This window comes from Variovorax monticola (genome assembly GCF_051216855.1).
GTDB lineage: Bacteria > Pseudomonadota > Gammaproteobacteria > Burkholderiales > Burkholderiaceae_C > Variovorax.
The window spans coordinates 257,878-274,198 of the sequence record NZ_JBPJZP010000009.1; the positions used below are offsets into that span (position 1 = coordinate 257,878).

Here is a 16,321-nt window from a genome sequence, read left to right on the forward strand (position 1 = left end):
CCGGATGTGCAGCAGCAACCCGCCGGCGCAGCGCGCCGCAAGCAACGACATGTCAATTCGAACCGGCCTTGATTCGACCATTTCCGCACGCCGCGCGAGGCCTGCGCCTCTCGCGCACGCATGGGGCGCCACCCTGCTGCTGGGCCTCGCGGCCTGCGGCGGCGGCGGTGGTGGTGGCGGATCCCCCGCTGTTTTCCCGGTCGTCGCACCGCAGCCGGCGCCCGTGGCTTCCACACCCGTTTCGCCGGCGAGCTACAGCATCGCCGGCACGGTGTCCGGGCTTGCGGGCGGCGCGGCGGTCACGCTGCTCAACAACGGCGGTGACGCACTTGCTGTCAGCGCCAACGGCAGCTTCGGCTTTGCGACACCGGTGGTCGCCAACGGCAGCTACGCGATCACGATCGGCACGCAGCCGGCCGGGCAGACGTGCTCCCTGGCGGGCGGCACCAGCTCGGGCTCGGGGGTCACGGCCAACATCGACAACGTCCGCATCGTCTGCTCGACCCAGAGCTTCAGCATCGGCGGCAAGGTGGCCGGGCTGGCCAACGGCCAGCAAGCGACGCTGCTCAACAACGGCGGAGACGCGCTCGCGGTCAAGGCCGACGGCAGCTTCAGCTTCGCCACGCCCGTGGCCTACAAGGGCAGCTATTCGATCACCGTGGGCACGCAGCCGGCCGGCCAGACCTGCTCGCTGGCGGCCGGTACCGGAACGGGTTCCGACGTGACGGCCGCCGTCGACAGCATCCGCATCGTCTGCTCGACCCACACCTACAAGATCGGCGGCACGGTGACCGGCCTGGTGAACGGCAAGCAGGTGACGCTGCTGGACAACGGCGGCGACGCGCTCACCGTCACCGCCGACGGCAGCTTCGCCTTTGCCACGCCGATTGCCTACAACGGCAGCTACGCGGTCACCGTGGGCACGCAACCGGTCGGACTGGAGTGCTCGGTTTCCGGCGGCAGCGGCAGCGGCGTATCAGCCGATGTCGCCAACGTGGGCGTCAGCTGTGCGAACGCGGGCGTCGTCAGCACGCTGGCGGGCAAGCTCGTCCCCGGCGCTGCCGACGGCACCGGCACGGCGGCTTCGTTCAACGACCCTTTCCGCACGGCCGTCGACGGCAGCGGCAATGTGTACGTTGCCGATTACAGCAACCGCAAGATCCGCAAGATCACCCCCGCCGGCGTCGTCAGCACCCTCGCCGGCAGCGGGGCCGCCGGCAATGCCGACGGGCCCGGCGCCACCGCCACGTTCAACGACCCCATCGGCATCGCGGTGGACAGCGCCGGCAACGTGTATGTCGCCGACACCTCGAACCACGCGGTTCGCAAGATCACGCCGGCCGGCTTCGTCTCCACGCTGGCCGGCAACGCGGTGCCGGGGCTGGCGGACGGCACCGGCGCGGCCGCGAGGTTCAGGGGACCGAGCGGCCTTGCGCTGGACGGCAGCGACAACCTGTATGTCGCGGACGCCCAGAACAACGCGATTCGCAAGATCACGCCCGCCGGCGTGGTGACCACGCTGGCGGGCGGCGGCAGCTCCGGCCGTGCCGACGGCACGGGCGCCGCGGCCACCTTCTACTACCCCATGGGACTGGCATTCGACGGCAGCGGCAATCTCTACATCGCGGACCGGGACAACAGCCTCATCCGCAAGCTCACCCCCGCGGGCGTCGTGACCACCCTTGCCGGCGGCACGAGCGCAGGCGCGGCCAACGGCACCGGCGCCGCAGCTTCTTTCCGCACGCCTTTCGACGTCACGTCCGACAGCAGCGGCAACGCCTACGTCGCCGACGGCGACAACCACCTGATCCGCAGGATCACGCCAGCCGGTGTCGTCACCACCTATGCGGGCAGCGGCCAACCCGGCCACGCCGACGGCATCGGCTCGGCCGCGTCGTTCAACCGGCCTGCCGGCATCTCGATCGACGGCAACGGAGTTCTCTATGTCGCCGAGCTGAACAACAACCTGATTCGCAAGATCGCGCCCTGACCCAGGACCGGTGCGCACGGTGAACGCCGGGCGCTTTCTTCAGCCCCGGCTGCGCACCTGGCGCGCCGCCGCGGGCTCCAGAAACTGCTGGCGGAAATACTCGCGAAACGCCGTCATGGCCGGCGAGAACTCGATGCCCTGCTTCCAGCCCAGCCCGATGTTCATCGTCGGCACCGTGTCGCGCAGGTTGATGGTCTCGATGCGCTTGCCCTCCAGCGACCAGGGCCGGTACACCATGTCCGACAGCACCGTCACGCCCAGGCCGTTGGCCACCGTGCTGCGCACCGCCTCCACCGAGCTGGTGCGCAGCCGCACCCTGGGCTGCAGCGGCGTCTTGCTCCAGTACTTCAGCGCGGTGGCCGCGGCCTCGTCCACCGTGAGCATGATGTAGGGCTCGGCCGCCACGTCGGCCAGCGTCACCTCGGCCTTGTCGAGCAACGGATGCTTGGCCGGCACCCACAGCCGGCGCGGCGATCCGAAGAAGGTTTCGAGCGACAGCTCGCGCAGCACCACGTTCGACGTCAGCATCACGCCCAGGTCGTAGCGCTGCGTGATCAGCCCTTCCTCGATGGCCTCGCGCGCCACCTCGTGCACCTTCACCGTCACCTGCGGATGCAGCTGCTCGAAGCGCTGCAGGTGGTGCGGCAAAAAGTAGCCCAGCACCGTGTAGCTCGCCGCCACGGTGATGGCGCCCTCGACGCTCGCGCCCTCGTGCGGCATGCGCAGCGCCTCGTCGGCCGCGGCCAGCACCGCATACGCATGGCTCAGAAAGCGCCGCCCCGCCTTGGTGAGTTCCACGCCGTGGGGATGCCGCTCGAACAGCTGCCGGCCCATCATGTCCTCCAGCTCGCGGATGGCCGTGGTCACGGCCGACTGCGAGATGTTGAGCTGCAGGGCCGCATGCGAAATGCGCCCGGCCTCGGCCACGGCGGAAAAGTACTTGAGCTGGCGAAGGGTCAGGGACATGGTGCAGCCTTGTCGGGGTATTGCCGAATGCGTTCGGGCGGGGTACGACAGGCGCAAACCCGATATCGAAAAATCGCACTTCCTCCAGCGTAGCGCCCCTTGCGCCGCATCGCAGCATCTGTTTTTCAGATACCGGGCCGCCTGAAAACAATGCTTTCCAGCACGAAGGCGGCTCACTAATCTTCGTTTCGTCCTGCACCGCTCCTTCGGCGGTGCCCACGAACCAAAGGCTGCGCTCCGTGAAGAAAACGCTGATCGATCTGAACTCCGACATGGGCGAAGGCTTCGGCCCCTGGACCATCGGCGATGGCGTCGACGAGCAGCTGATGCCGCTGATCAGCTCGGCCAACATTGCCACCGGCTTCCATGCCGGCGACCCGAACATCATGCGCAGGATGGTGGCCCTGGCCCGCGAACACGGCGTGGCCATCGGTGCGCACCCGGGCTTTCGCGACCTGGTGGGCTTCGGGCGCCGCCACATCCACGCGCCGGCCGACGAGCTGGTCAACGACATGGTCTACCAGCTGGGTGCGCTGCGCGAATTCGCACAGCTCGAAGGCCTGCGGCTGCAGCACATCAAGCCGCACGGCGCCCTTTACATGCATGCGGCGCGCGACGAGGCGCTGTCGCGCGCACTGGTCACGGCCCTGCAGCGCATCGAGCCCACGCTGCGCCTGTTCTGCATGGAAGCCTCGCTCACCTTCCAGGTGGCGCGCGACATGGGCCAGCCGGTGGTTCGCGAGTTCTATGCCGACCGCGAGTACGACCTGAGCGGCGCCATCGTCTTCACCCGCCGCGTCGGCGCGCTCGACCCCGGCGCGGTGGCCGCCAAGGTGGTGCGCGCCTGCACCGAAGGCCTGGTGCGCACCGTCGAAGGCAAGGATGTTGCTATCGGCTTCGATTCGGTCTGCATCCACAGCGACACGCCCGGCGCGCTGGCGCTGGTGCAGGCCACGCGCAGCGCGCTGGCCGACCACGGCATCGAGGTGGCCGGGCTGGCCGCCGCCGCCGCGCCCGCTTGAGTTACCTGCTTTCGTTCCCGTTCTTGTTGTTCCAGGAGTGCACAGATGTCCGCTACCCATGAAGTCCTGAGCCCGCTGCCGGGCACCTTCTACCGCCGTTCGGCGCCCGACGCACCGCTGTTCAAGTCCGAGGGCGACACGGTGGCCGTGGGCGACGTGCTGGGCCTGGTCGAGGTGATGAAGCAGTTCAGCGAGGTCACGGCCGACGCGGCCGGGCGGCTGGTGCGCTTCGCGGTCGAGAACGCCGATCCGGTCGACCCCGGCCAGGTGCTGGCCGTCATCGAGACCGCCTGAGCCCATGACCGCCGCATTCGACAAACTGCTCGTTGCCAACCGCGGCGAGATCGCGGTGCGCATCGTCCGCGCCGCGAAAGAGCTCGGCCTGAAAACGGTGGCCGTGTACAGCGACGCCGACGCGCAGAGCCTGGCCGTGCGGATGGCCGACGAGGCCCTGCGCATCGGCCCTGCGCACGCCACCAGGAGCTACCTGAACGTGGACGCCATCCTGCAGGCCGCCGCCGACAGCGGTGCCGGCGCGGTGCACCCCGGCTACGGCTTTCTGTCGGAGAACGCCGCCTTCGCCGAACGCATCGAGGCCGCAGGCCTGGTGTTCGTCGGCCCCACGCCGCACGCCATTCGCACCATGGGCGACAAGGCCGCCGCGCGCGCCGCGGCCATGAAGGCCGGCGTGCCCACCGTGCCGGGCAGCGTGGGCGTGGTGGCGGACGCCGACACGGCCGTCGAGGTGGCGAAAGACATCGGCTACCCGATCATGATCAAGGCCTCTGCCGGCGGCGGCGGGCGCGGCATTCGCGTGGCGAACGACGCCACCGAGCTGCGCCAGCAGTTCGCCACCGCCACCGCCGAGGCGCTGGCCGCCTTCGGCAACGGCGAGGTGTACCTGGAGCGCTTCATCCGGCAGGCGCGCCACATCGAGGTGCAGATCCTGGGCGACGGCCAGCGCGTGGTGCACTGCTTCGAGCGCGAATGCTCGCTGCAGCGCCGGCGCCAGAAGGTCTGGGAAGAGGCGCCCTCGGCCGCCATCAGCGAGGCCACACGTGCCGCGCTGTGCGAGTCGGCGCTGCGCCTGGCCAACGCCGTGGCCTACCGCGGCGCGGGCACGCTCGAGTACCTGTACGACGACGACACGCGCGAGTTCTTCTTCATCGAGATGAACACCCGCATCCAGGTGGAGCACCCGATCACCGAGATGGTCACCGGCATCGACCTGGTGAAGGAAATGCTGCGCATCGCGCTGGGCCAGCCGCTGCGCCTGAAGCAGGAGGACATTCGCCTGAACGGCGCCGCCATCGAGGTGCGCATCAACGCCGAAAACGCCGCGAAGAACTTCATGCCCAGCCCGGGGCTGGTGTCGCAGCTGGTGGTGCCGGGCGGCCCGGGCGTGCGCTTCGACACCATGCTCTACCCCGGCTACACCGTGCCGGCCTACTACGACTCGCTGCTGGGCAAGCTCATCGTGCACGACACCGACCGCGCCAGCGCGCTCGCCCGCATGCGGCGCGCGCTCGGCGAGCTCGAGGTGGAAGGCATCCACACCACGATTGCCCTGCACCGCGCGCTGTGCGAGGACGCCCACGTTGCCCGGGCCGCCTTCCACACCGGCTTTCTGGAAACCTGGCTCGCGGAGAACCCGCTGGCCGATGCCGCACCCCTGCCTGGCGCTGCCGCGACAACCCCGAAGGTGCCCGCATGACCGCCCCCAGCACGCTCCCCGCGCAAGCCCGCTACAGCTTCGGCGGCGACGAGCACCTGTTCGTCGAGATCAGCGAAGAAATGTCGCTGCCCGCCTTCTTCAAGGGCATGGCCATCTGCAACGAGCTGCGCCGCCGCGTGGACGCGGGCGAGATCGCGGGCGTCACCGAGATCTGCCCCGCCAACGCGGCCTACCTCGTGCGCTTCGACCCCGACCTGATCGTGCCCGACGTGCTGCTCGCCGCGCTGAAGGACATCGAGGCCGGCCTGGGCGATGCCGACCTGCGCATGCAGACCCGCATCGTCGAGGTGCCGGTGCTCTACAACGACCCGTGGACGCACGAAACGCTCATGCGCTTTCGCGAGCGCCACCAGGACCCGGCGAGCACCGACATCGAATACGCCGCGCGCATCAACGGCCACGCCTCGGTCGACGCCTTCATCGCCGCGCACTCGGGCGCGCCTTGGTTCGTGTCGATGGTCGGGTTCGTGGCGGGCCTGCCCTTCCTCTTCCAGATGGTCGAGCGCGAGCGGCAGATCCAGGTGCCCAAGTACCTGAGCCCGCGCACCGACACGCCGCGGCTCACGCTGGGCCACGGCGGCTGCTTCAGCTGCATCTACTCGGTGCGCGGCGCAGGCGGCTACCAGATGTTCGGCGTCACGCCCGCGCCCATCTTCGACCCGGCGCAGCGCCTGTCGTACCTGAAGGAGCTGATGGTGTTCTTCCGGCCCGGCGACATCGTCAAGTGGAAACCCATCGACCGCGCCGAGTACGACCGGCTGGTGGCGCAGGTGGACGCCGGAACCTACACGCTGCGCATCGAACCCGTGTCGTTCTCGCTGGCCGAATTCCTGGCCGACCCCGACGGCTACAACCGACAACTGCTGAAGGTGCTCCATGGCGATTGAAGTGCTCAAGCCCGGCCTCGCGACCAGCGTGCAGGACGCGGGCCGACCCGGCTACTACCACCTGGGCATTCCGCTGTCGGGCGCGCTCGACCAGCAAAGCCTGGTGCTGGCCAACCTGCTGGTGGGCAACGACGAGGGCGCGGCGGTCATCGAGAGCACGCTGCTCGGGCCCGAACTGCGCTTCGATGCGCCGGCCATCGTGGCCGTGACGGGTGCGGAAGCCAAGGTCAGGCTCAACGGCGCAGAAGTGCCTCGCAACGCATCGTTCGCGGTGCAGGCCGGCGACACGCTGGGCTTCGACTTCATGAAACTCGGGGCGCGCATGTGCATCGCCGTGGCCGGCGGCGTCGACGTGCCGGTGGTGCTGGGCAGCCGCTCCACCTACGGGCTGGGCGCGTTCGGCGGCTTGCAGGGCCGCAAGCTTCTGGCGGGCGACAGGCTGCCGGTGGGCACGCCCTCGGCCCATGCCCGTGCGGGGCGCGCCGCGAGCGCCGAACTGCTGCCGGTGCTGACGAAGGAAGTGGCCCTGCGCGTGCTGCCCGGCATCTACTTTCACCGGCTGCAGGAGGTGTCGGTGCGCAGCTTCTTCGCCGACACCTGGACCGTGGGCTCCGAGGCCGACCGCATCGGATACCGCTACAAGAACGGCACGCCGCTGGCGTTCCTGGAGCGCAAGCCGCCCTTCGGCGCGGGCGCCGATCCGTCGAACATCGTCGATGCGGGCTACCCCTACGGCTCGATCCAGGTGCCGGGCGGGCGCGAGCCGATCATCCTGCACCGCGACGCGGTCTCGGGCGGCGGCTACGCCATGGTCGGCACCGTGATCAGCGCGGACATGGACCTCATCGCCCAGATGCAGCCCAACCACAAGGCGCGCTTCGTCCAGGTCGACATGGCCCAGGCGCTGGAAGCGCGCGCCGAGCGACGACAACGCTTGAACCGCCTGCGGGCCGCGCTCGCGCCCTGAAGCGCCCGCCGCTTTCCTCCTTTTCTTTCACTGTTGCCCACCTAGGAGTTCTTCATGAACAGCTCGCCCCTGCGCGTCTCCCTGATCGCCGCTTCGCTCGGCGCCACCCTGCTGTGGCACGGCGGTGCCTCGGCCGCCGACTGGTTTCCCTACAAGGCCGAGGCGACCGAGCCCGCCTTCTCGGCCGAGGGCACGAAAAAGCCCATCGACTACACGCCGCTGGCCAAGGCCTCGAAGAAGTGGGACATCTGCGTGTCGTTCCCGCACATGAAGGACGCCTACTGGCTGGGCGTGGACTACGGCGTGATCGAGGAGGCCCGGCGCCAGGGCGTGAAGCTGCAGGTGGTCGACGCGGGCGGCTACACCAACCTGGCCAAGCAGGTCTCGCAGATCGAGGACTGCGTGGCGCGCGGCGCAAACGCGGTGATCATCGGCGCGATTTCGGGCGACGGGCTCAACAACGTCATCAAGGCCACGGCCGCCAGGAAGGTGCCGGTGATCGACCTGGTGAACGGCATCAGCTCGCCCGACCTGTCGGCCAAGTCGCTCGTGTCGTTCTACACGATGGGCCACACGACCGGCGAGTACCTCGCGAAGAAGCACCCGGCCGGCTCGCCTGCGGTGAAGGTCGGCTGGTTCCCCGGCCCGGCCGGCGCCGGCTGGGTCGAGGCCGCGCACAAGGGCTTCATGGAAGCGGTCAAGGGCAGCGCCGTGGTGGTGCTCGACCCCAAGTACGGCGACACCGGCAAGGAAGCGCAGAGCAAGCTGGTCGAGGACGTGCTGCAGGCCAACCCCGACCTCGCCTACGTGGCCGGCACCGCGGTGACGGCCGAGGCGGCCACCGGCATCCTGCGCTCGCGCAGCCTGGACAAGAAGGTGCAGGTGCTGTCCTTCTACATGACGCCGGGCGTGTACGACGGCATTCAAAAGGGCCGCATCGTGGCCTCGCCTGCCGACTCGATGGTGGTGCAAGGCCGCATCGCGGTCGACCAGGCCGTGCGCCTGCTCGAGAACAAGGACGTGGTGAAGCACGTGGGCCCGAAGATCTTCGTGGTCGACAGCGGCAACATCAAGACGGTGAAGCTCGACGACATCCTGCCGCCGCCGGGCTTCAAGCCGGTGTTCGAGGTCAAGTAAGCGCCCCATGTCATCGGCTCTGTTGCAGACCGTCGGGCTGGGCAAGCGCTATCCGGGCGTGCTGGCGCTCGACGGCGTGGACTTCGAGCTGCGCGCCGGCGAGGTGCACGTGCTGTTCGGCGAGAACGGGGCCGGCAAGTCCACGCTGATCTCGCTGCTGGCCGGCGCCAACGTGCCGACTTCCGGCGAAATTCGCATGCACGGCGCGCCGGTGCGGTTGGCGAACGTGCACGACGCACGGCGCCACGGCATCAGCGCGGTGTTCCAGGAGTTCTCGCTCGTGCCCACGCTCTCGGTGGCGCAGAACCTGAGCCTGGGCGAAGAGCCGCGCAAGGCGGGCCTGCTCGACCGCACCGCCGTGCGCGGGCGCGCGCTCGCGATGCTGGCCGACCTGGGCTTCGACATCGACGTGGACGCGCCCGTCTCCGGCCTGTCGCGCGCGCAGCAGCAGATGGTGGAAATTGCCAAGGGCCTGCGCGGCGAGGTGTCGGTGCTGATCCTGGACGAACCCACCGCCTCGCTCACCGACACCGAGACGCAGCGCCTGTTCGAGTTGGTGGCGCGGCTGAAGGCGCGCGGCGTGGGCATCGTCTACATCTCGCACCGCATGCAGGAGATTGCGCAGATTGCCGACCGCATCACCGTGCTGCGCGACGGCCGCAAGGTCACGACGGTGCAGGCCCGCGAGACCAGCGCCGACCGGCTGATCGAGCTGATGAGCGGGCGCGCCATTTCGCAGATCTATCCGCTCATCGCCAGCAATCCCGGCGAGGTGGTGCTGCAGGTGGAGGGCTTGAGTTCGCCCAACAGCGTTCGCAATGCGAGCCTCACGGTGCGGCGCGGCGAAGTGGTGGGACTGGCGGGGCTGGTCGGGTGCGGAAAGTCCGAACTCTTCCGAGCGATCTACGGGCTCGACGCGGTGAGCGAGGGCTGCGTGCTGTTCAAGGGCCAGCCGCGCACGGGCGCCAAGGTGCGCCAGTTGCTCGACGAGGGCCTGTTCTACCTGCCACCCGATCGCAAGGGCGAAGGGCTGGTGCTCGGCTTCACGTCGCGCGCCAACATCACGCTGCCGCTGGTGCACGGGCCGTTGCGCGGTCGCGGCGGCTGGCTGAGAAACCGCCTCGGCCGCCGGCTTTCCACGGTGGCCGCCGAGCGCGTGGAACTCGCGCCGCGCAACCTCGATCGGCCGGTGGGCCTGCTGTCGGGCGGCAACCAGCAGAAGGTGCTGTTCGGCAAGGGCATGACACGCGAGGCCGCGCTCTATGTGTTCGACGAGCCCACGGTAGGCGTGGACATCGGCACGCGCAGCGCGCTGTACCAGGTGATCAGGAAGCTCTGCGAAAGCGGCGCGGCGGTGGTCGTGATTTCGTCCGACCTGCCCGAGGTCCTGCACCTGAGCCACCGCGTCTACGTGATGTGCCGCGGCGAAATTGCCGGCGAGCTGCAGGGCGACGGCATTCGCGAGAGCGCCGTGCTCAATCTGTTTTTCGGTTCCAGCGAAAGAAAGCCATGACCCCGTCTTCCACCGCCTCCGCCGCCGCCGCGACCACCCCTTCCGGCCCGGGCGGGCGTGCGCTCGGCCTGCTGCGCGAGCTGTTCCTGAGGCTGGGCGTGCTGCCCTTCATGCTGCTCATCGCCTTCGTGGTGTTCAGCACGCTGTCGGACCAGTTCCTCACGGTGCAGAACCTGGTGAACCTGCTGCGCCAGTCGGTGTACCTGATCCTCGTGTCGATGGGCCAGATGCTGGCGCTGGTCACGGGCGGCTTCGACCTGTCGGTGGGCACGGTGATGGCCATTACCTCGGTGGTGTCCGCGCTGGCCATGCAGGCCCTCGGCGCGGCCTTGCCCGACGCCACCTGGGTGGTGGTGATCGCCGGGTGCGCCTGCGGGCTGCTCGCCGGGCTGACGGTGGGCCTCGTCAACGGCATCGGCGTGGCGTTCATCGGTGTGTCGCCGTTCATCGTGACGCTGGGCGTGCAGTCGATCGGCTTCGGCTTTGCGCTGTACCTGACGGGCGGCGTGCCGGTGTCGGGCATGCCGGGCGCGTTCAGCGAGCTGTTCGGCTTCGGCACGCTGCTGGGCATTCCGATACCGATTCTGGTCACCGCCGTGTGCGTGGCGGGCATGGGCGTGCTCATGGCGCGCATGCCCACCGGCACGCACCTGCTGGCGGTGGGCGGCAACGCCAAGGCGGCGGCGCTGTCGGGCATCGACACCCGCCGTGTGCTGCTGATGGCCTACCTGCTGTGCGCCGGCCTCGCGGCCGTGAGCGGCCTGCTGCTCACGGCGCGCGTGGAAACCGGCGAGGCCAACCTGGGCGGCACGGTGGCGCTGGAGTCCATCGCGGCCTGCGTGATCGCCGGCGTGAGCCTGCGCGGGGGCATCGGCCGCGTGCCCAACGTGGTGATGGGCGCCATCTTCATCGGCCTGGTGCAGAACGGCATGAACCTGGCCAGCGTGGGCTCCTACCTGCAGATGGTGGTGCTGGGCGTGCTGCTGATCGTGGCCGTGGTGGCCGACCAGCTGCGCCACCGCATGGGCGCGCGCGCCAGCCACTGAACGCCGCGCGCCCGAGGGCGCGCGAGCCCCGCCATCACCACTCGTACCCCACCGCGAGCCCGAGGTTGAACCGCTGGGCGCTGATGGCGCCGTTCACCTTGTAGACCCAGTTGCCGTCCCTGGAGCGCAGCGAATAGCCGACGGCCAGGGCGCTGTAGCCCGCGTAATAGCCCACGCCCACGGACATCAGGTTCTTGCCCGGCGTCATGGCCTGCGGTAGCGAACTCATGGCCGTGGCCATGGCCACGCCCGAGTACGCGATGCGGGCGACGTCGCGCACCTGGCCCTGCAACTGGTTCTGCGCGCTCGCCACCTGCCCCACGGTGGCCGCGTCGTTCGGCAGCACGCCCGGCGCCACGTTGCTCAGGCGCGTGCCGTTGGGCGCCTGCCCGTTGCCCAGCGTCACCTGGTTGTAGTTGATGGAGCCGTCCGGGTTGGTGGCGTACTGCACGCCGCCGGCCGCCACCGCGTTGGCCGTGGCTTTGAGCTGCGCGACGTTGGTGGCGTCGCTGTCGGCCGTGCCGGCGGCCACGCCGGTGATCTGGCGGAACTGCCCGCTGCCCGCGTCCCCCACCGACACCGCGGCCTGCGTGCTGAAGGTCGCGCGAATGGCGGCGGCCTGCTGCGGCGTGGCGCTGGCGGGCACGTAGCCGGCCACGCCCGCAGCAGTGGACGCCACCGAGTTGGCGCCCAGCGCCACGCCGCCGGTCTGCTGCACCACCGCGCCGAAGCCGATCGCCGTGCCCTGCGCGATGTTCGCCGCCTTGCTCAGTGGCGTGCCACCGGCGTCCGCGCCGTCGCCCAGCGCCACGCCGCCCCCGCCCGCGCGGGCATTCACGCCGATGGCCTGCGAGCCCGTGGCCAATGCGCCCGTGCCGATGGCGATCGCATTGGCGCCGGTCGCCTGCGCCCCGAAGCCCACTGCAACCGCGCCATCGGCCGTGGCCTTGGCGCCGCTGCCGGCCGCGAAGGAATTGGTGCCGCTGGCCGTCGCTTGCGGCCCCATGGCCACCGCCTCCTGCCCGCTGGCCGTCGCATCGCTGGCGGTGGAGTTGGCATGGAAGTACTTGGTACCCGTGGTGTTGATGTTGTTGATCGTGGTGCTCAGGTCGCCGACATTGGCGTTGGCCGTGCTCAGGCCGGTCGACAGGCTGTTGTAGCCGGTGGTCGCACCGATCACGCTGGTGGACAGGCTGCTCAGGCCGCTGTTGGTGGTGCTCAGGCCGGTGGAGAGGCTTGCGACGCCGGTGGTGGCGGTGCTCAGGCCCGTCGATGTCGAGGTCGACAGGCTGCCGACGCTGCTGTTCGTGCTGCTCAGGCCGGTCGAGATGCTCGTGATGCCGCTGGTCGCGGTGCTGACACCGGTCGACAGACTGCCCACGTTGCTGTTCGTCGTGCTCAGGCCCGTCGACAAGCTGGTGATGCCGCTGGTCGCTGTGCTCACACCGGTCGACAAGCTACCTACGTTGCTGTTCGTGGTGCTGAGGCCTGTCGACAGGCTCGTTACTCCGCTGGTGGCCGTGCTCAGCCCGGTCGACAAGCTCGTGATGCCACTGGTCGCAGTGCTGACACCGGTCGACAGACTGCCTACGTTGCTGTTCGTCGTGCTCAGGCCCGTCGACAAGCTGGTGATGCCGCTGGTTGCGGTGCTCACACCAGTCGACAAGCTACCTACGTTGCTGTTCGTGGTGCTGAGGCCTGTCGACAGGCTCGTTATTCCGCTGGTGGCCGTGCTCAGTCCAGTGGATGTCGAGGTCGATAGGCTCCCGACGTTGCTGTTCGTCGTGCTCAGGCCCGTAGACAGGCTCGTGATGCCACTGGTCGCAGTGCTGACACCGGTCGACAGACTGCCCACGTTGCTGTTCGTCGTGCTCAGCCCCGTCGACAAGCTTGTGATGCCGCTGGTTGCAGTATTCAATCCAGTCGACGTCGAAGTCGACAGGCTCCCGACGTTGCTGTTCGTTGTGCTCAGGCCCGTAGACAAGCTTGTGATCCCGCTGGTTGCCGTGCTCACACCGGTCGACAAACTGCTCACATTGCTGTTCGTGGTGCTCAGGCCGGTCGACAGGCTCGTTATTCCGCTGGTCGCGGTGCTCACACCAGTCGACAAGCTCGTGATCCCGCTGGTGGCCGTGCTCAGTCCAGTGGATGTCGAGGTCGATAGGCTCCCGACGTTGCTGTTCGTCGTACTCAGCCCCGTCGACAAGCTCGTGATCCCGCTGGTCGCGGTGCTCAGCCCGGTGGATGTCGAGGTCGACAAGCTGCCGATGCTGCTCGTTGCAGTGCTCAGCCCTGTCGAGGTAGAAGTCGACAGGCTGCCCACATTGCTGTCCGTCGTGCTCAAGCCGGTCGACAAGCTCGCGATACCGCTGGTCGCCGTACTCACACCAGTAGACAAACTGCCCACGTTGCTGTTCGTGGTGCTTAGGCCTGTCGACAGGCTCGCTACGCCGCTGGTGGCAGTGCTCAAGCCGGTCGACGTCGAAGTCGACAAGCTGCCGATGCTGCTCGTTGCAGTGCTCAGCCCCGTCGAGGTCGAGGTCGACAAGCTACTAACGTTGCTGTTCGTCGTGCTCAGGCCCGTAGACAGACTGCCCACGTTGCTGTTCGTCGTGCTCAACCCCGTCGACAAGCTGGTAATGCCGCTGGTTGCGGTGCTGACACCAGTCGACAAGCTGCTCACATTGCTGTTTGTCGTACTCAGCCCCGTCGACAAGCTCGTGATCCCGCTGGTCGCGGTGCTCAGCCCGGTGGATGTCGAGGTCGACAAACTCCCGATGCTGCTCGTTGCAGTGCTCAGCCCCGTCGAGGTAGAAGTCGACAGGCTGCCCACATTGCTGTTCGTCGTGCTCAACCCCGTCGAGGTCGAGGTCGACAAGCTGGTCACATTGCTGTCGGTCGTGCTCAAGCCGGTCGACAGACTTGTGATCCCACTGGCCGCGGTACTCAACCCGGTCGACGTCGAAGTCGACAGGCTCCCGACATTGCTGTTCGTCGTGCTCAAGCCCGTCGATAGACTGCCGATACCGCTCGTCGTCGTGCTCAGGCCCGTCGACAAGCTGGTGATCCCGCTGGCGGCCGTGCTCAGCCCCGTCGAGGTCGAGGTCGACAAGCTACTAACGTTGCTGTTCGTCGTGCTCAGCCCCGTAGACAAGCTGGTGATCCCGCTGGCGGCCGTGCTCAGTCCAGTGGATGTCGAGGTCGACAAGCTCCCGATGCTGCTCGTTGCAGTGCTCAGCCCCGTAGACAGGCTTGTGATCCCGCTGGTGGCGGTGCTGACACCGATAGACAGGCTGCCCACGTTGCTGTTCGTGGTGCTCAGGCCCGTCGACAAGCTGGTGATCCCGCTGGCGGCCGTGCTCAACCCCGTCGAGGTCGAGGTCGACAAGCTGATCACATTGCTGTCGGTCGTGCTCAGGCCCGTAGACAGGCTTGTGATCCCGCTGGTCGCGGTGCTCAAACCCGTGGATGTCGAGGTCGACAGACTGCTCACGTTGCTGTTCGTCGTGCTCAGCCCGGTGGACAGGCTCGTGATCCCGCTGGCGTTGGTGCTCACCCCGGTCGACAACGACGCAGTGGCCGTGGACAACTGGCTCACGTTGACCGCATCCGTCGGCGCGCCGCCGGCAGCCACGTGGGTGACCCGGCGCTCGGTGCCGCCGGCGCCCACGGACACCTCGCCGGCCGGCGTTGCGCCGGCAATGGCCGCGCCCGCGAACGGCGTGTAGGCCGCGGTGCCCTCCAGCGCCGCCAGAGATGCCGAGGTCTGGCTTGCCGCGCCCAGTGCAACGCTGTTGGCGTACGCGGCGGCGGCCCCGCTGCCGATGGCAACCGCACCCGCCGCACTCGCATTGGCACCGGTGCCCAGGCCGATCGCATTCGCCGCGGAAGCGGTCGCGGCGTCGCCCAGGGCAAGGGTACCTGCGGCGGCGGCGTTCGATTTGTTGCCCAGCGCCACCGAGCCTTGCCCGATCGCGTTGCTGGCATTGCCGATCGCCACGGCGCCGTTGGCGGCGGTCGAGCCGTCCGTGCTGCCGGCGGCGGTGTTGTCTGCGCCCACGGCCACGGCGCCCGTGCCGTTCGACGTGTTGGGGTCGCCGATGGCGACCGCGCCGTTGCCCGTGGCCTTCTGCCCACGGCCGACGGCCACGGCGCCGCCCGCGGCGGTGCCGGCGTTCGCGGTGGTGCCGGCCGAGCCGATCGCCACGTTCTGCCCGGTCGCGCCGCTGGTCACGCCGTCGCCCTGGGCGATGCCGAAGGCACCGCCTACCGTCGCACCACGCCCAAGGGCAATACCGGAAGTGGCTGCGGCAGCGACGCTGGCCTGGCCTCCGATGGCGATGCCGTCCGCCGCCGCGGCCTGCGCGCCCTTGGTCGCATTGGCGCCGATGGCGATCGCGCCCGCACCGGACGCCGTGGTCGAGTTCGCAACGCTCAGCGGCGTCGTTCCGTTGCCACCGGCACCGCCGATCGCCACGGAATTGAGTGCCGACGCGTTGCTGCCGAATCCCATGGCCACGCTCGAAATTCCGCTGCCCGATGCCTCCAGCCCGAAGGCCGTCGACCAGCGACCGGCCACGCTCAGAAAGCCGACAGCCGAGCCGCCGATGCCCGTGGTGCTGGCAAAGGCACCGTACGCCGTGACCGCCGACACACCGCCGCCGCTGGCATTGCAACCCGCCACGGTGGAATAGGTGCCGGAACCATCCGCCGCAGGAGAGCCGCTGCCGTCGGGACCGTTGCTCGTGCCCCCCGGATTGACCCGCCCGGGCGCCGCACTGGCGCCCGTCGCGCAGGAGGCATCCATCAGGATGAGGTTGGCCAATGCCGATTCGGGCCAGGCCTGCATCACGACGAACACCACTGCCGACACGGCGAACAGCGAGGATGAACGCCTGCCCTCGCGGCCGGGCTCGCCTCGCGTCAGGCTGGTTTCCGGCACGGCAACCCAGGCACCCAGTGACGCATTCCACGCGCTGCGAAATGTCTTGTTCATTTCACACCCTCTTTTCACGAACAACGACAGCGCTTTTTGTCAGCGCTTGCCGATCTCCCCGG

11 protein-coding genes and 1 pseudogene are annotated in these 16,321 nt (G+C 68.8%); 9 read left to right on the plus strand and 3 right to left on the minus strand.

Annotation, left to right across the window (positions count from 1 at the left end):
• Positions 1-49: 49 nt before the first annotated feature.
• Positions 50-1,990, plus strand: a complete 1,941-nt coding sequence (locus tag ACSFA5_RS30640; protein WP_435447819.1) for a hypothetical protein — start codon at positions 50-52, stop codon at positions 1,988-1,990.
• 39 nt (positions 1,991-2,029) lie between these two features.
• Here ACSFA5_RS30640 and ACSFA5_RS30645 read toward each other — a convergent pair whose 3' ends face one another.
• Positions 2,030-2,956: a LysR family transcriptional regulator gene (locus ACSFA5_RS30645; RefSeq protein ID WP_435447820.1), complete on the minus strand. Its 927-nt coding sequence runs from the start codon at positions 2,954-2,956 to the stop codon at positions 2,030-2,032.
• A 239-nt stretch (positions 2,957-3,195) separates the two neighbouring features.
• On the opposite strand from ACSFA5_RS30645, the gene ACSFA5_RS30650 reads away from it, so the two are divergent.
• The 8 genes from ACSFA5_RS30650 to ACSFA5_RS30685 are packed head-to-tail and all read left to right on the plus strand — an operon-like array spanning position 3,196 to position 11,263.
• Positions 3,196-3,978: a 5-oxoprolinase subunit PxpA gene (locus tag ACSFA5_RS30650; protein ID WP_435447821.1), complete on the plus strand. Its 783-nt coding sequence runs from the start codon at positions 3,196-3,198 to the stop codon at positions 3,976-3,978.
• A 45-nt stretch (positions 3,979-4,023) separates the two neighbouring features.
• Positions 4,024-4,272 (plus strand): acetyl-CoA carboxylase, encoded by a 249-nt coding sequence (locus tag ACSFA5_RS30655; protein ID WP_435447822.1) that lies wholly within the window; start codon positions 4,024-4,026, stop codon positions 4,270-4,272.
• A 4-nt stretch (positions 4,273-4,276) separates the two neighbouring features.
• Positions 4,277-5,692 (plus strand): acetyl-CoA carboxylase biotin carboxylase subunit, encoded by a 1,416-nt coding sequence (locus tag ACSFA5_RS30660; RefSeq protein WP_435447823.1) that lies wholly within the window; start codon positions 4,277-4,279, stop codon positions 5,690-5,692.
• On the plus strand, positions 5,689-6,600 hold the full coding sequence (locus ACSFA5_RS30665; RefSeq protein WP_435447824.1) for a 5-oxoprolinase subunit B family protein: 912 nt from the start codon (positions 5,689-5,691) through the stop codon (positions 6,598-6,600). The genes ACSFA5_RS30660 and ACSFA5_RS30665 overlap by 4 nt, the downstream gene beginning before the upstream one ends.
• Positions 6,590-7,567, plus strand: coding sequence for a 5-oxoprolinase subunit C family protein (locus tag ACSFA5_RS30670; RefSeq protein ID WP_435447825.1), 978 nt, complete (start codon positions 6,590-6,592; stop codon positions 7,565-7,567). The genes ACSFA5_RS30665 and ACSFA5_RS30670 overlap by 11 nt, the downstream gene beginning before the upstream one ends.
• 54 nt (positions 7,568-7,621) lie before the next feature.
• Entirely contained in the window at positions 7,622-8,704 is a 1,083-nt protein-coding gene (torT, locus tag ACSFA5_RS30675; RefSeq protein WP_435447826.1) for a TMAO reductase system periplasmic protein TorT, read from the plus strand.
• Positions 8,705-8,711: 7 nt separating this feature from the next.
• Entirely contained in the window at positions 8,712-10,217 is a 1,506-nt protein-coding gene (locus ACSFA5_RS30680; protein WP_435447827.1) for a sugar ABC transporter ATP-binding protein, read from the plus strand.
• Complete coding sequence (locus tag ACSFA5_RS30685; protein ID WP_435447828.1) at positions 10,214-11,263, plus strand: ABC transporter permease; 1,050 nt, start codon at positions 10,214-10,216, stop codon at positions 11,261-11,263. The genes ACSFA5_RS30680 and ACSFA5_RS30685 overlap by 4 nt, the downstream gene beginning before the upstream one ends.
• 34 nt (positions 11,264-11,297) lie before the next feature.
• Here ACSFA5_RS30685 and ACSFA5_RS30690 read toward each other — a convergent pair whose 3' ends face one another.
• Together ACSFA5_RS30690 and ACSFA5_RS30695 are read right to left on the minus strand one after the other, a co-directional pair.
• Complete coding sequence (locus ACSFA5_RS30690) at positions 11,298-12,101, minus strand: YadA-like family protein (protein ID WP_435447958.1); 804 nt, start codon at positions 12,099-12,101, stop codon at positions 11,298-11,300.
• Positions 12,102-16,259: pseudogene (locus ACSFA5_RS30695) on the minus strand (ESPR-type extended signal peptide-containing protein); the annotation flags it as partial.
• Positions 16,260-16,321 lie beyond the last annotated feature (62 nt).

Excerpts from the sequence above, each read along its gene's own strand:
- ACSFA5_RS30655 (WP_435447822.1), top strand. The coding sequence starts at position 4,024 with ATGTCCGCTACCCATGAAGTCCTGAGCCCGCTGCCGGGCACCTTCTAC.
- torT (WP_435447826.1), top strand. The coding sequence starts at position 7,622 with ATGAACAGCTCGCCCCTGCGCGTCTCCCTGATCGCCGCTTCGCTCGGC.
- ACSFA5_RS30670 (WP_435447825.1), top strand. The coding sequence starts at position 6,590 with ATGGCGATTGAAGTGCTCAAGCCCGGCCTCGCGACCAGCGTGCAGGAC.
- ACSFA5_RS30640 (WP_435447819.1), top strand. The coding sequence starts at position 50 with ATGTCAATTCGAACCGGCCTTGATTCGACCATTTCCGCACGCCGCGCG.
- ACSFA5_RS30685 (WP_435447828.1), top strand. The coding sequence starts at position 10,214 with ATGACCCCGTCTTCCACCGCCTCCGCCGCCGCCGCGACCACCCCTTCC.
- ACSFA5_RS30680 (WP_435447827.1), top strand. The coding sequence starts at position 8,712 with ATGTCATCGGCTCTGTTGCAGACCGTCGGGCTGGGCAAGCGCTATCCG.
- ACSFA5_RS30645 (WP_435447820.1), bottom strand. The coding sequence starts at position 2,956 with ATGTCCCTGACCCTTCGCCAGCTCAAGTACTTTTCCGCCGTGGCCGAG.
- ACSFA5_RS30660 (WP_435447823.1), top strand. The coding sequence starts at position 4,277 with ATGACCGCCGCATTCGACAAACTGCTCGTTGCCAACCGCGGCGAGATC.
- ACSFA5_RS30665 (WP_435447824.1), top strand. The coding sequence starts at position 5,689 with ATGACCGCCCCCAGCACGCTCCCCGCGCAAGCCCGCTACAGCTTCGGC.